Raw genomic sequence first — 14,084 nt, forward strand, 5'->3', positions numbered from 1 at the left:
TGCGGCCATGCCCAAGAGCTCCCCAAAGACCACCGCCCAAGCTGACACCAAGGCCGCGCCCAAGGCCGCCGAAACGAAGCCCGCTGCCGCGACAGCTGCTGCCAAGCCCGTCGCCGCCAAGGCCGCCGGCAAGGGCGACCATGTCTTCCTGGTCGACGGTTCCGGCTACATCTTCCGCGCCTATCACGCGCTGCCGCCGATGAACCGCAAGTCCGACGGCTTGCAGGTCAATGCCGTGCTCGGCTTCTGCAACATGCTGTGGAAGCTTTTGCGCGAGATGCCCGAGGACAACCGGCCGACGCATCTGGCGATCATCTTCGACAAGTCGGAAATCACCTTCCGCAACAAGATCTATCCTGAGTACAAGGCGCACCGGGCGCCGGCGCCGGACGATCTGATCCCGCAATTTTCGCTGATCCGCGAAGCGGTACGCGCCTTCGACCTGCCTTGCCTGGAACAGGTCGGCTTCGAGGCCGACGATCTGATTGCGACCTATGTGCGGCAAGCCTGCGAGCGCGGCGCCAGCGCGACGATCGTGTCCTCCGACAAGGACCTGATGCAACTCGTCACCGATTGCGTCACCATGTACGACACCATGAAGGACCGCCGCATCGGCATCCCCGAGGTGATCGAGAAGTTTGGCGTGCCGCCGGAGAAAGTGGTGGAAGTGCAGGCACTGGCCGGCGATTCCACCGACAACGTTCCGGGCGTGCCCGGCATCGGCATCAAGACCGCGGCGCAGCTGATCGTCGAATATGGCGATCTCGAGCAGCTGCTGTTCCGCGCCACCGAAATCAAGCAGCCGAAGCGGCGCGAGGCCCTGATCGAGCACGCGGAGAAGGCGCGCATCTCGCGGCAGCTCGTATTGCTCGACGACAACGTCGACCTCGAAGTCCCGCTGGACGATCTCGCCGTCCACGAGCCCGATGCGCGCAAGCTGATCGCGTTCCTGAAGGCGATGGAATTTTCCACGCTGACGCGCCGCGTCGCCGAGTTCTCGCAGATCGATCCGACCAACGTCGATGCCGATCCAGGCTATTCCAGCGGCGCCAGCGTGTTCTCGCCGCTGCCGCCTTCGGACGTCGTGCCGGCCCCGGGAACCGGCGCGCCGCAAGTTCCGGCGGGCCAGCGCAACGCATCGGCGACCAAGGAGGACAAGGCCGCGAGCCCGAAGGGCGCGCCGATCTCTCTCGCCGCGGCGCGCGAAGAGGCTTTGCGCAAGCTTCCGGTTGACCGCAGCAAGTACCAGGCGATCAAGAGCCTCGCGGAATTGAACGCCTTCATCGCGCGCATCCATGATGCCGGCCATGTCGCGGTCGAGATCCGGGCAAACTCGATCGACCCGATGCAGGCCGATCTCTGCGGTATCGCGCTCGCACTGGCGCCGAACGAAGCCTGCTACGTCCCGCTGGCGCACAAGCAGTCCGGCGGCGGCGCCGGCCTGTTCGACGCGGGCCTCGCGCCCGATCAGGTCAAGCATGCCGAGGCGGTCGAGGCGTTGCGGCCGGTGCTGGAATCGTCAGGCATTCTCAAGATCGGCTTCGACGTCAAATTCACCGCGGTGATGCTGGCGCAGCACGGCATCACACTGCGCAACACCGACGATGCGCAGCTGATCTCGTACGTGCTCGATGCCGGTCGCGGCTCGCATGCGCTGGAGCAGCTGTCCGAGCGCTGGTTCGGTCACGCCATGCTCAAGGAGAACGAGCTGCTCGGCAGCGGCAAGGGCAAGATCACGTTCGACCAGGTGCCGATCGACAAGGCCGCGTCGCTGTCGGCGGAGGGCGCCGACGTGACCTTGCGGGTCTGGCGCGTGCTGAAGCCGCGCCTTGTCGCCGAGCACATGACCACGGTCTACGAGACGCTGGAACGCCCGTTGGTCGCAGTGCTCGCACGCATGGAGCGGCGCGGCATCTCGATCGACCGCCAGGTGCTGTCGCGTCTCTCCGGCGATTTCGCCCAGACCGCGGCGCGCGTCGAGGCCGAGATCCAGCAGATCGCGGGCGAGCCCGTCAATGTCGGCAGCCCGAAGCAGATCGGCGACATCCTGTTCGGCAAGATGGGACTGTCCGGCGGCACCAAGACCAAGACCGGCGCATGGTCCACCACCGCGCAGGTGCTCGACGAGCTCGCCGAGCAGGGCCACGACCTCCCGAAGAAGATTCTGGAGTGGCGCCAGGTCTCGAAGCTGAAATCGACCTACACCGACGCGCTGCCGACCTACGTCAATCCCCAGACCCACCGCGTCCACACGACCTACGCGCTGGCCGCGACCACGACGGGCCGGCTGTCGTCGAACGAGCCGAACTTGCAGAACATTCCGGTACGTACTGAGGACGGCAGAAAAATCCGCCGCGCCTTCATCGCAACGCCAGGGCACAAGCTGGTCTCCGCCGACTATTCGCAGATCGAGCTGCGGCTGCTCGCCGAGATCGCCGACATTCCCGTGCTGCAGCAGGCGTTCCGCGACGGTCTCGACATTCACGCCATGACGGCATCGGAAATGTTCGGCGTGCCGATCCAGGGCATGCCGAGCGAAATCCGGCGCCGCGCCAAGGCGATCAATTTCGGCATCATCTACGGCATTTCGGCGTTCGGCCTCGCCAACCAGCTCGGCATCGCGCGCGAGGAAGCCTCCGCCTACATCAAGAAGTACTTCGAGCGCTTCCCCGGCATCCGCGCCTACATGGACGAGACGCGCGACTTTTGCCGCAGCCACGGCTACGTCACCACGCTGTTCGGACGGAAGATGTACTATCCCGACATCAAGGCCTCGAACGCCTCGGTGCGCGCCTTCAACGAGCGCGCCGCGATCAACGCCCGGCTCCAGGGCACCGCCGCCGACATCATCCGCCGCGCCATGACGCGGATGGAGGACGCGCTGGCCGAGAAGAAGCTGTCGGCGCAGATGCTGCTCCAGGTGCATGACGAATTGATCTTCGAGGTGCCCGACGCGGAGGTCGAGGCCACGCTCCCCGTCGTGCAGCACGTGATGCAGGACGCGCCGTTCCCGGCCGTGCTGCTCTCGGTGCCTTTGCATGTCGATGCACGCGCGGCGAACAATTGGGACGAGGCGCACTGATCCGTCACCGTGATCGAGTCCAGAGGCGAACTGCGTGAGTGATCTCAGCCCGCTGCTCGCCTTCGCGCTGACGGCGCTCGTCATCGAGATCACGCCCGGTCCCAACATGACCTATCTCGCCGCGCTGTCGCTCTCGCGCGGCATGCGCACGGGCTTTGCCGCGGTGGCCGGCATCGCGCTCGGGCTGATGACTTATGGCGTGATCGCGGCCTTCGGCCTCGCCGCGGCGATCGACCATTCGCCGTGGCTTTATGGCCTGCTGCGATGGGGTGGCGTCGCCTATCTGCTGTGGCTTGCCTGGGACGCGTGGTCGGGCAAGGAGGACGCTTCGCCGGGCAGGACGGTCGGTGCCGACGCGCGGCCGTGGCCGGCGTTCCGGCGCGGCCTGATCACCAACCTGCTCAACCCGAAAGCCGCGATGTTCTACGTGGCGGTGTTGCCGGAGTTCGTGCGCGCCGATGCCGGCTCCGTGGTCCGGCAGACGCTGATGCTCAGCGTCATCTACGTGACAATCGCCACGCTGATCCATGCGGCGATCGTCGCGCTGGCGGGCTCGCTGCAATCGACCATCGACGTCGCGAACAACCGCAACGTGGTGCGGCGCTTGTTCGCCCTGGCACTGGTCGCGATAGCGGTCTGGTTCGCGTTCACCACCGGCCGGTCGGGTTGAATTGTCCTCCGTGCAATTGCGCGATGGCCCGACCGCGCCACCCATATTAGAACCGTGCCGTCTCCCGCACCGGTTCAGCCATGCCCCACACCTCCGCCCTGCTCGGCTTCGCCCTCGTCTGCCTCGGCCTCGTGCTCACGCCGGGGCCGAACATGATCTACCTGATCTCGCGTTCGATCACGCAAGGGCCGGCAGTGGGCATCGTTTCGCTCGGCGGCGTGGCGCTCGGCTTCGTGTTCTACATGCTGTGCGCGGCGTTCGGCATCACGGCGCTGCTGCTCGCCGTTCCCTTCGCCTACGACGCGCTGCGCTTTGCCGGCGCCGGTTATCTGTTGTGGCTGGCCTGGCAGGCGGTGAAGCCGGGCGGTCGCTCGCCGTTCCAGGTGAAGCAGCTTGCGATCGACAGCCCGCGCAAATTGTTCGCAATGGGGTTCGTCACCAATCTGCTCAACCCGAAGATCGCGATGCTTTATCTCGCGCTGCTGCCGCAGTTCATCGATCCCACCGCCGGCAGCGTGCTGGCGCAGTCGGTGGTGCTCGGCGCGATCCAGATCGCGATCAGTGTCAGCGTGAATGCGATGATCGCGCTCGCGGCCGGATCGATCGCGCTGTTTCTCGCAAGCCGGCCAAGCTGGATGCTGGTCCAGCGCTGGCTGATGGGCACGGTGCTGGCCGGGCTTGCGGTGCGGATGGCGGTGGAAGCGCGGAAGGTGTGAGGCGCAACGCTGTCATGCCCCGCGAAGGCGGGGCATCCAGTACGCCGCGGCCTCTCGGTAAATCACCACCGCCTCTGGAATACTGGATCGCCCGCCTTCGCGGGCGATGACACCGTCAGTTCAATCCAGCTTCGCCTCCATGCCCCGCTTCACCGCCGGGCGTGCCATCAGGGCCTCGTACCAGCGCTTCACGTGGGGGAAGTCGGCCAGGTCAACCTTGTGGCGAGGGTGACGCCAGGCCCAGCCCAGGATGGCAAAATCGGCAACCGAGAGCTCGCCGGCGACGAAATCGCGGGCCTCTAGCCGGCGATCGAGGACGCCGTAGAGCCGTCGCGTCTCCGCCATGTAGCGCTTGAGGCCGTAGGCGCGGTCCTGCTCGTTCTCGAGCGCGATGAAATGGTGCACCTGGCCCGGCATCGGCCCGAAACCGCCCATCTGCCACATCAGCCATTCATAGACGGGGATGCGGCCTGAAAGCGATTTCGGCAGGAATTTGCCGGTCTTCTCGCCGAGATAAAGCAGGATCGCGCCCGACTCGAAGATGCTGACGGGCTTGCCGTCCGGGCCATCAGGATCGAGGATCGCGGGGATCTTGTTGTTGGGCGAGAGCTTCAGGAACTGCGGCGCCATTTGTTCGCCCTTGCTGATATTCACCGGGATCACCCTGTAGGGCAGCCCCATCTCCTCCAGCGCGACCGAGATCTTGCGGCCATTCGGCGTATTCCAGGTGTGCAGCTCGATGGTCATTTTCGCGTGTCCTTGCCCAGCCTTCTTGCCGGTTTTCTTGCCCAAGATATCCGGCATCCACCTACTCCAGAAGGTTGCACCCCCACAACCGGCGGGCCGGGATGGCCGATCCCTGTTGACGGGGGAAGCCCCCTCTGGAATGTCGGGGCCGTCGCGGATAAATTCCGCCACTTCCAAAAATGCTCCCGAGGGCCCGCCGTGTCTAAATCAGCCTCCCGCGCCCGCCTGTTCGAGATCATCCGCCGGCGCTCCTTCGGCCGCGGCGAGGTGACGCTCGCGTCGGGCCGCAAGAGCGACTTCTACTTCAACCTCAAGCCGACCATGTTGGACCCGGAGGGCGCGACCCTGCTGGCCGAGCTGACCTATGAGGCGCTGAAGGACGACAATCTCGATTTCATCGGCGGGCTCGAGATGGGCGCGGTGCCGCTGGCCGGCGCGCTGGCGCAGATTTCCTGGATCAAGGGCCATCCGATCGCGGCGTTCTTCGTGCGCAAGAAGCCGAAGGAGCACGGCGCCAAGCTCGCGATCGAGGGGCTGCCCAGGGGCGAGACGCTGGAGGGCAAGCGCGTCGTGATAGTCGAGGATGTCACCACCACCGGCGGCTCGGCGATGAAGGCAGTGGAAGCGGTGCGCGAGACCGGCGCCGAGGTGGTGCTGGTGCTGACCATGGTCGACCGCGAGGAAGGCGCCGACGACACTTTTGGCGCGGCCGGGCTGCCATTCCGCTCGCTGTACAAGGCGTCGGAGTTCTTGAAGGCTTGAGCGGCTAGACTTTCTCCGCCGTCGTACCCGGGCATCCACGTCTTTGCCGCACCAGAGATCGTGGATGGCCGGGACAAGCCCGGCCATGACGAGGTCCACCCCCGTCCGGCGACACCGCTCCCCCCTCAACCGCTCATTTACCATCCCGCTCTATGGTGAATCATGTGCTGAGACCTGATGGTCCCGGCCGGTTGGGTAGCGTCGGGTGGAGTAAGCGTTTGCGTACAGTCATGTCCCATGCGCGCCGGAATCGCGCGATGCTCGTAGCCGCGACACTGGCAGCACCGCTGCTTGCAGCTCCGGCCCCGGTTTCGGCCGAAGGCCTGTTCGATTTCTTCTTCGGCGGAATGCAGCAGCAGCAGCAGCAACGGCCCCAGCGTGAGGTGCCGCAGCAGGCGAGCTCTTACGCCGATCCCTTCACCGGCCAGCAGAATGCCGCGAGCCCGCAATACGTGCCGCCGACACGTTCGGCCGCAGCCGGCGGCTCGGGACCGGCGTTCTGCGTGCGCAGCTGCGACGGCAAATATTTTCCGCTGATGCGCGGTCTCACCTCGCCCGCGCAGATGTGTCAGGCCTTCTGTCCTGCGAGCGCGACAAAGATCTATTTCGGCTCCTCGATCGACGGCGCGGCGTCGCAGACCGGCGAGCGCTACGCCGATAGCGAGAACGCGTTCGCCTATCGCAAGGCGCTGCGCGCCGACTGCACCTGCAACGGCCGCGAGCCGGTCGGACTTGCTCCGGTCGATCTGGCGCTGGATTCGTCGCTAAAACCCGGCGACGTGATCGCCACCAGCGACGGCCTCGTCGCCTATACCGGCATTCGCGTCGGCAACGACCAGGCCGCGGACTTCACGCCGGTCGCCTCCTATCCCGGTCTCACCGCGCAGGTCCGCGCACGGCTCGGCGAGATGAAGGTGGCGCCGGTGCGCGCCGACACGGTGGCGGCGGATGGCCCCGCCACGGAGATCGTGCGCGAGACGCTGCCCGACGTGACGGTGCCGAAAACGCAAAAGCCAGCGAAGCGGGCGGGGCTGGACTGAAATCCTCATGGTGAGGAGCGCGGAACGCGCGTCTCGAACCATGAAGGCCCGGCTGCTACGGCTCGGCCTTCATCCTTCGAGACGCTTGCTGCGCAAGCTCCTCAGGATGAGGGTTGAGACCGTCAACGTCCGATGATCACGCCGATCACGTTCGGCGCCGCCAGATATTTCTCCTCGATCGCCGCGCGCGCGGCGGCGCGGTTGTCTGCCGTGAGCAGGCCGCGCTTCTCGGCCAGGATCATCCAGCAAAACCCCCACCAGTCGGTGAGCATGCCCTGATCGTCGACGAGGTCATAACCCTGCTCGGCGGCGAAGATGCGCGCTTGCGCTTCGTCCAGCGTGTCGAGGAACAGATGGTCCTCGGCAGAAAACAGATCGTCGCTGACGTCGTCGATGGTGTAGCCCCAGATCGACTGGCACACCGCATTGAACTCGCGGTCGAACTGGTCGTCATCGACCGCGTAGCGCCGCGCCGCCTGATGCAGCCGCGACAGCGAGCGCGCGAAATCGGCGATCCTGGTGAGGGCAAACTGGTCGAAGGCAATGGTGGACATGTAGTCCTCGCGAAGTCTGGCGGACGCTAGATATTGTGTCGGCAACGCGCCGAATCACAATGATATATCAAAGACTTGCTAAAGTGTTCTTAATTTGTTCTGACGCTAGGCGCGATTGTTGGAGAGCGTCGTCCTGGCGAAAGCCAGGACCCATTACCCCGGTCAGCGTTGCCCTTGCGAGCTGAGGCCATGAGCGCAAGCAGCTACTACGTCTACATCTTGGCAAGCCGCCACCACGGCACGATCTACCGGCGTGACCAATGACATCCGCGCGCGGCTTGAGCTACATCGTTCGGGTCGCGGCTCGAAGTTCGTGCACAAATACAAGATATTCGGCCTCGTTCATGTCGAAGCCTTCGCAACTCCGCAGGAGGCGATCGCGCGCGAGAAGCAGCTCAAATTCTGGAAGCGGGATTGGAAGATCAAACTGATCGAAGAAGAAAATCCCGATTGGAATGACCGGTCGGGCCTCATCACACAGTCGGGGTAATGGGTCCTGGCTTTCGCCAGGACGACGCCAATTTTGTCGCGAGGCCCTCCTCAATTCGCCGCCGATATCAGCTTATCCCCACACGCGCTCGCATAAAACTTGCCGCCGCATTGGCGCTTGATGGCGGCGCAGCGGGCGGCGGGGGATGCGCTTTGCGGAAGCGTGACGGCGCAGCTCAGGCCGTCGGCGCTGCGGCCCATCTTGCCGGCGGCCAAGGCGGCGCTGGAGGCGGTGATGCAGACGACGAGGAAGGTGGCCGCTGCGATTTCGATCAGCCGTCGCATCACAGGTCTCATCAGAGCTTTCATGGATGTCTCCTCCACACTGATGGCTGAATTGGCCGCCATTCTAGCACCAAATCCACGTTTCCCCGTATGCGTCCGGGTTCCCAAATCGGCCCGTTCCTTGCATAATTTTACGCCAGCGCAGTGCACGGTCGCACCAGCAATGGTTCCGGTACAGAGGCAAGATGCGTAGGGTCAGTAGTGTTCTCGCGACCAGGAAGTGACGACTTTGCAAGATTCATCGTTCCAGCCCAATTTTCCCGCCGCCAACCAGCCCATCGACGAGCTCGCCCTGGCTGAGATCAAGGGCGCGATCCTGGCGAAGCTGCGCCTTGCCATCGGCAAGGATGCGGGCATGGCGACCAAGCACGACTGGTACCAGGCCGCCGCGCTGGCGCTGCGCGACCGCATCGTGCATCGCTGGCTCACGGCCGAGAAGCACAGCTACGATGCGGGACGCAAGCGCGTCTACTATCTCTCGCTCGAATTCCTGATCGGCCGCCTCTTCAGCGACGCGCTGAACAATATGGGGCTGCTGAAGATCTTCGAGGTCGCGCTCGGCGATCTCGGCGTCTCCTTGCCTGAGCTGCGCAAATGCGAGCCGGACGCGGCGCTCGGCAACGGCGGCCTGGGCCGTCTCGCCGCCTGCTTCATGGAAAGCATGGCGACGCTGTCGATCCCCGCGATCGGCTACGGCATCCGTTATGATTACGGCCTGTTCCGCCAGATCATCAATCAGGGCTGGCAGCAGGAATACCCGGACGAATGGCTCGGCTTCGGCAACCCCTGGGAATTGCAGCGGCCCGAAGTGATCTATGACATTCGCTTCGGCGGCGGTGTCGAGCACGTCGAAGACAAGGGCCGGGATCGCGCGATCTGGCATCCGTCCGAGACCGTGCAGGCGATGGCCTATGACACGCCGATCGTCGGCTGGCGCGGCCAGCACGTCAACGCGCTGCGGCTGTGGTCGGCACGTTCGCCCGATCCGTTGAAGCTCGACGCCTTCAACACCGGCGACTATGTCAGCGCCAGCGCCGAGCAGTCGCGCGCGGAAGCCATTTGTAAATTCCTCTATCCGAACGACGAGAGCCCGGCGGGCCGCGAGCTGCGCCTGCGCCAGGAATATTTCTTCGTCTCGGCTTCGCTGCAGGACCTAATCAAGCGGCATCTTGCGTCGGACGGCCAACTCCGCAGCCTGTCGAGCAAGGTCGCGGTGCAGCTCAACGACACCCATCCGAGCCTCGCCGTCACCGAGCTGATGCGGATCCTGATCGACGACCACAATTTCCGTTGGGACGAGGCCTGGAAGATCACGGTCGCCACGCTGTCCTACACCAACCACACGCTGCTGCCCGAAGCGCTGGAGACCTGGCCGGTCGAGCTGTTCGAACGGCTGTTGCCGCGGCATCTCGAGATCATCTACCGCATCAACGTGCAGCATCTCGCGCTCGCAGAGGCGCGCGCCCCCGGCGACATCGACTTCCGCGCCTCGGTCTCGCTGATCGACGAGCGGAGCGGGCGGCGCGTGCGCATGGGCCAGCTCGCCTTCGTCGGCTCGCACCGCATCAACGGCGTCTCGGCGATGCATTCGGACCTGATGCGAGAGACCGTGTTCCACGATCTCAACCATCTCTATCCCGGCCGCATCACCAACAAGACCAACGGCATCACCTTCCGCCGCTGGCTGATGTTGGCGAACCCGAAGCTGACCGATCTGTTGCGCGAGACCTGCGGCGATGCCGTGCTCGACGATCCGACGCAGCTCAGCCTGATCGAGGCCCGCGCCAGCGACGTCGAATTCCAGAAGAAGTTCCGCGCCGTCAAACATCACAACAAGACCGCGCTGGCGCGCCTGATCGGCGAGCGGCTCGGCATCAAGGTCGATCCGACCGCGCTGTTCGACGTGCAGATCAAGCGCATCCACGAATACAAGCGCCAGCTCCTCAACGTCATCGAGACCGTCGCGCTCTACCAGGCGATCAAGGACGATCCCAACGGCAATTGGGTGCCGCGGGTGAAGATCTTTGCGGGCAAGGCTGCGGCGAGCTACCGTTACGCCAAGCTGATCATCAAGCTGATCAACGACGTTGCGGAAGCCGTCAACAACGATCCCGCGATCGGCGGCAAGCTCAAGGTCGTCTTCCTGCCCGACTACAATGTCAGCCTTGCCGAGGTGATCATTCCCGCAGCCGACCTGTCCGAGCAGATCTCGACGGCCGGCATGGAAGCCTCCGGCACCGGCAACATGAAGCTGTCGCTGAACGGCGCCCTCACCATCGGCACGCTCGACGGCGCCAACATCGAGATCCGCGACCATGTCGGCGCGGAGAACATCGCGATCTTCGGCATGGAAGCCGGCGACGTCATGATCCGGCGCAAGCAGGGGCTGGACGCTTCCGACGTGATCCGCAATTCGCCAAAGCTCCAGCGCGCCATCAACGCGATCGGCGCCGGCGAGTTCTCGCCCGGCGATCCCGGCCGCTTCGAATCGATCGCGCACGCGCTGCGTTATCTCGACCATTACATGGTCAGCGCGGACTTCGATTCCTATTACGAGGCGCAGCGCAGCGTCGATGCGCGTTGGCAGGTGGCGCCGGCCTGGACCCGCGCCTCGATCCTCAACGTCGCGCGCATGGCATGGTTCTCCTCCGACCGCACCATCCGCGAATACGCCGAGGAGATCTGGAACGTGCCGGTGAATCCGACCACACCGCTGCTGCCGACCCTGCGCGACGTCGCGGGCTGATTTTCCGCTGCGTGAAATCGGTTACCCGCGAGATAATTGCACAAGCCGGCGGCGGGCGTGATATGACGTCCGTCATTGAACGCCGGATCAAACGATGCACGCCAAGCTCCCGCACCCTTTCGACGACGCCACCCGCGTCACCGCCGGTGACTCGAGCTGGCAGGGACACACCAGCGACGACTATTGGGCCTTTGTCGGCCCGTTCGGCGGCGCCACTGCTGCGACCATTTTGCGTGCGCTGATCGAGCATCCGGAACGTGCCGGCGATCCGCTGGCGCTCACCGTGAATTACTGCGCGCCGATCGCGAAGGGACCGTTCGATCTCGACGTGCGGCTGGTGAAGGCCAACCGCTCCAGCCAGCACTGGAGCGTCGAACTGTCGCAAGGCGGCGGCGAGGTCGCAACGCTCGCCACCGCCGTATTCGCCGAACGCCGGCCGTCCTGGGAGCACAGGGTGGCGCAATATCCCGATGCAAAGCCGTTCGAACAGACGATGCCGTTCCCGAAGATCGCGGCGTCCTGGGCCAACCAGTATGAATTCCGCTTCGTCGAGGGCGAGATGCGGATCGGCCCGCCGCGGGCCGAGCTCGCCAGCACTTACTCAAAGCTCTGGATCAGTGATCGCGAGCGGCGCAAGCTCGACATGCCGTCGCTGATGTCGATGTCGGACGCCTTCTTCGGCCGCATCTTCCACGCGCGGCGCGAGCTGGTGCCGTTCGGCACGGTGTCGCTAACGACGTATTTCCACACCGACAGCGAAGAGCTCGCGGCCGAGGACATCACGCGCGTGCTGGCGACCGCAGATTCAAAAATCATGCACAAGAGCTACGCCGACCAGAACGCCGAGCTGTGGTCGCCGAACGGAAGGCTGCTCGCGACGAGTACGCAGATCGCGTATTTCAAAGCGTAGCTGCTTCCCCTCTCCCCTTGCGGGAGAGGGTGGCTCGTCGCGAAGCGACGAGACGGGTGAAGGGTTCTCTCCGCGAGCGCTTCTCTTGCGGTTGAACGCGCGGAGAGAACCCCTCATCCGGCGCTTCGCGCCACCTTCTCCCGCAAGGGGAGAAGGAAAGATAAAAATGGGCGGCCTCGCGGCCGCCCTTTTCGATTTCAAGCGCGGCGATCTTACTCCGCCGCGAGCTTCACGTCCGGCGCTGCGGCGCGGACTTCGGCGTCGACCTGGGCTTCGAACTTCGCAAAGTTCTTCTGGAACATCCCGACCAGCGCGCGGGCGGTCTTGTCGAACTCGTCCTTGTCCTTCCAGGTGTTGACCGGATTGAGGATCTCGCTCGGCACGCCCGGCAGCGCGGTCGGGACCGCGAAGCCGAAATATTTGTCGGTGCGGAATTGGACGTTGCGAAGCGAGCCGTCGAGCGCAGCGGTGAGCAGCGCGCGCGTCACCTTGATCGGCATGCGCGAGCCCGTGCCGTATTTGCCGCCGGTCCACCCCGTGTTGACCAGCCAGCAGTCGACATTGTGCTGGGCGATCAGGTCGCGCAGCATGTTGCCGTAGACGCTGGGGTCGAGCGGCAGGAAGGGCGAACCGAAGCAGGTCGAGAATTCCGGCTGCGGCTCGTTGCCAAGACCGCGCTCGGTGCCCGCGACCTTGGCGGTGTAGCCCGACAGGAAGTGATACATCGCCTGCGCCGGCGAGAGCTTGGCGATCGGCGGCAGCACGCCGAAGGCGTCGGCGGCGAGCATCACCACGTTCTTCGGCTGCGGCGCGCGGCCGGTGCGCGAGGCGTTCGGGATGAATTCGAGCGGATAGGCCGAGCGCGTGTTCTCGGTTTTTGAGCCGTCGTCGAAGTCGACCACGCGGGTGTCTTCGTCGAGCACGCAATTCTCGAGCACTGCGCCGAAGCGGGTCGAGGCGGCATAGATCTCGGGCTCGGCTTCCTGCGACAGCTTGATGCACTTGGCATAGCAGCCGCCTTCGAAATTGAAGACGCCGTTCGGGCCCCAGCCGTGCTCGTCATCGCCGATCAGCGTGCGGTTCGGATCGGCTGACAGCGTGGTCTTGCCGGTGCCGGACAGGCCGAAGAAGATCGCGGCGTCGCCCTTGGCGCCGACATTGGCCGAGCAATGCATCGGCATCACGCCGCGCTCGGGCAAATAGTAGTTCAGTGTGGTGAAGACCGACTTCTTCATCTCGCCGGCATAATAAGACCCGCCGATCAGCACGATCTTGCGGGCGAAATCGATCGCGACGACGTTCTCCGACTTGCAGCCATGGCGCTTCGGATCGGCGCGGAAGCTCGGCATGTCGATGATGGTGAGCTCTGGCGTGAAGCTCGATAACTCGACCGCCTCGGGGCGGATCAGCAGCGTGCGAATGAACAGCGAATGCCAGGCGAGCTCGGTGAAGACGCGGGTCTTGATGCGATATGCCGGATCGGCGCCGCCGTAGAGGTCCTGCGCGAACAGCGACTTGCCTTCGGCGTGCTTGAGGAAGTCCTGGTAGAGCGTCTCGAACTGCTCTGCGGTGATCGACTGGTTGCCGGCCCACCACATCTTCTTGTCGGTGGTGGCATCACGCACCGTGAATTTGTCCTTGGGGCTGCGGCCGGTGAACTCGCCTGTGTCGGCGCAGAGCGCGCCATCGGCCGACAGCACCGCCTCGCCCGCGGAGAGCGAGTATTGATAGAGTTGCGGCGCACCGAGGTTCCAGTGAACCTGCTTGAGATTCTTTAAGCCGAATTTGTCGGCGCCGAAGGCACCGTTGCGCACGCCCGTCTCTTGCACGAAAAATCCTCCTAGAACCCACTCAGCGCGATCATGCTTGGCGCCGCCGCGGTCACCGTGATTACAGGCCGTTCGGCCTCGGTTGGAACGACCTAATACTGATGAACGCAGGCGTTGCCAAGCTGATCCCTTAGGATTTGGTTTATTCAAGGACCGCGCCAAACGTCGCGCATGTCAGCTCTGAGCAGGTGCGTCAAAAAATCGACAATGATCGCGCAACCAAATGCGCGCTTCGGCGTTTCCCAAGGTTGTTG

The 14,084-nt window shown here is 64.5% G+C and carries 11 protein-coding genes and 1 pseudogene; 8 read left to right on the top strand and 4 right to left on the bottom strand.

Features of this window, described 5'->3' with window-relative positions; genetic code table 11:
- Window positions 1–7 precede the first annotated feature (7 nt).
- The 3 genes from polA (at window position 8) to ABIB80_RS01910 (ending at window position 4,468) form a co-directional block, all read left to right on the top strand.
- Window positions 8–3,082 (top strand): DNA polymerase I, encoded by a 3,075-nt coding sequence (gene polA / locus ABIB80_RS01900; RefSeq protein ID WP_219683000.1) that lies wholly within the window; start codon window positions 8–10, stop codon window positions 3,080–3,082.
- Window positions 3,083–3,116: 34 nt separating this feature from the next.
- On the top strand, window positions 3,117–3,752 hold the full coding sequence (locus ABIB80_RS01905; RefSeq protein ID WP_007597727.1) for a LysE family translocator: 636 nt from the start codon (window positions 3,117–3,119) through the stop codon (window positions 3,750–3,752).
- An 80-nt stretch (window positions 3,753–3,832) separates the two neighbouring features.
- A complete protein-coding gene (locus ABIB80_RS01910) occupies window positions 3,833–4,468 on the top strand; it encodes a LysE family translocator (RefSeq protein WP_354126970.1) in 636 nt (211 codons plus the stop codon).
- A 120-nt stretch (window positions 4,469–4,588) separates the two neighbouring features.
- On the opposite strand, the gene ABIB80_RS01915 is transcribed toward ABIB80_RS01910, so the two are convergent.
- A complete protein-coding gene (locus ABIB80_RS01915) occupies window positions 4,589–5,215 on the bottom strand; it encodes a glutathione S-transferase family protein (RefSeq protein ID WP_035995324.1) in 627 nt (208 codons plus the stop codon).
- A gap of 198 nt (window positions 5,216–5,413) precedes the next feature.
- On the opposite strand from ABIB80_RS01915, the gene pyrE reads away from it, so the two are divergent.
- Window positions 5,414–5,977, top strand: a complete 564-nt coding sequence (gene pyrE, locus ABIB80_RS01920; protein WP_007597730.1) for an orotate phosphoribosyltransferase — start codon at window positions 5,414–5,416, stop codon at window positions 5,975–5,977.
- Window positions 5,978–6,234: 257 nt separating this feature from the next.
- Window positions 6,235–7,017 (top strand): DUF2865 domain-containing protein, encoded by a 783-nt coding sequence (locus ABIB80_RS01925; RefSeq protein WP_354126971.1) that lies wholly within the window; start codon window positions 6,235–6,237, stop codon window positions 7,015–7,017.
- A gap of 122 nt (window positions 7,018–7,139) precedes the next feature.
- Here ABIB80_RS01925 and ABIB80_RS01930 read toward each other — a convergent pair whose 3' ends face one another.
- Entirely contained in the window at window positions 7,140–7,571 is a 432-nt protein-coding gene (locus ABIB80_RS01930; protein ID WP_007597734.1) for a hypothetical protein, read from the bottom strand.
- A 189-nt stretch (window positions 7,572–7,760) separates the two neighbouring features.
- On the opposite strand from ABIB80_RS01930, the pseudogene ABIB80_RS01935 reads away from it, so the two are divergent.
- Window positions 7,761–8,061, top strand: a pseudogene (locus ABIB80_RS01935) (GIY-YIG nuclease family protein).
- 50 nt (window positions 8,062–8,111) lie between these two features.
- Here the strand turns inward: ABIB80_RS01935 and ABIB80_RS01940 are convergent.
- Window positions 8,112–8,408 (bottom strand): hypothetical protein, encoded by a 297-nt coding sequence (locus ABIB80_RS01940; protein WP_354126972.1) that lies wholly within the window; start codon window positions 8,406–8,408, stop codon window positions 8,112–8,114.
- Window positions 8,409–8,574: 166 nt separating this feature from the next.
- Here ABIB80_RS01940 and ABIB80_RS01945 point away from each other — a divergent pair, with 166 nt between their 5' ends.
- Both ABIB80_RS01945 and ABIB80_RS01950 read left to right on the top strand, forming a co-directional pair.
- Entirely contained in the window at window positions 8,575–11,091 is a 2,517-nt protein-coding gene (locus ABIB80_RS01945) for a glycogen/starch/alpha-glucan phosphorylase (protein ID WP_007597739.1), read from the top strand.
- 94 nt (window positions 11,092–11,185) lie between these two features.
- Window positions 11,186–12,001 (top strand): acyl-CoA thioesterase, encoded by an 816-nt coding sequence (locus ABIB80_RS01950; RefSeq protein ID WP_354126973.1) that lies wholly within the window; start codon window positions 11,186–11,188, stop codon window positions 11,999–12,001.
- Between the two features lie 212 nt (window positions 12,002–12,213).
- Here the strand turns inward: ABIB80_RS01950 and ABIB80_RS01955 are convergent, their stop codons facing one another.
- Window positions 12,214–13,830: a phosphoenolpyruvate carboxykinase gene (locus ABIB80_RS01955; protein WP_007597743.1), complete on the bottom strand. Its 1,617-nt coding sequence runs from the start codon at window positions 13,828–13,830 to the stop codon at window positions 12,214–12,216.
- Window positions 13,831–14,084: the final 254 nt, after the last annotated feature.

The organism is Bradyrhizobium sp. i1.15.2, from assembly GCF_040548425.1.
GTDB classification, from domain to species: domain Bacteria; phylum Pseudomonadota; class Alphaproteobacteria; order Rhizobiales; family Xanthobacteraceae; genus Bradyrhizobium; species Bradyrhizobium canariense.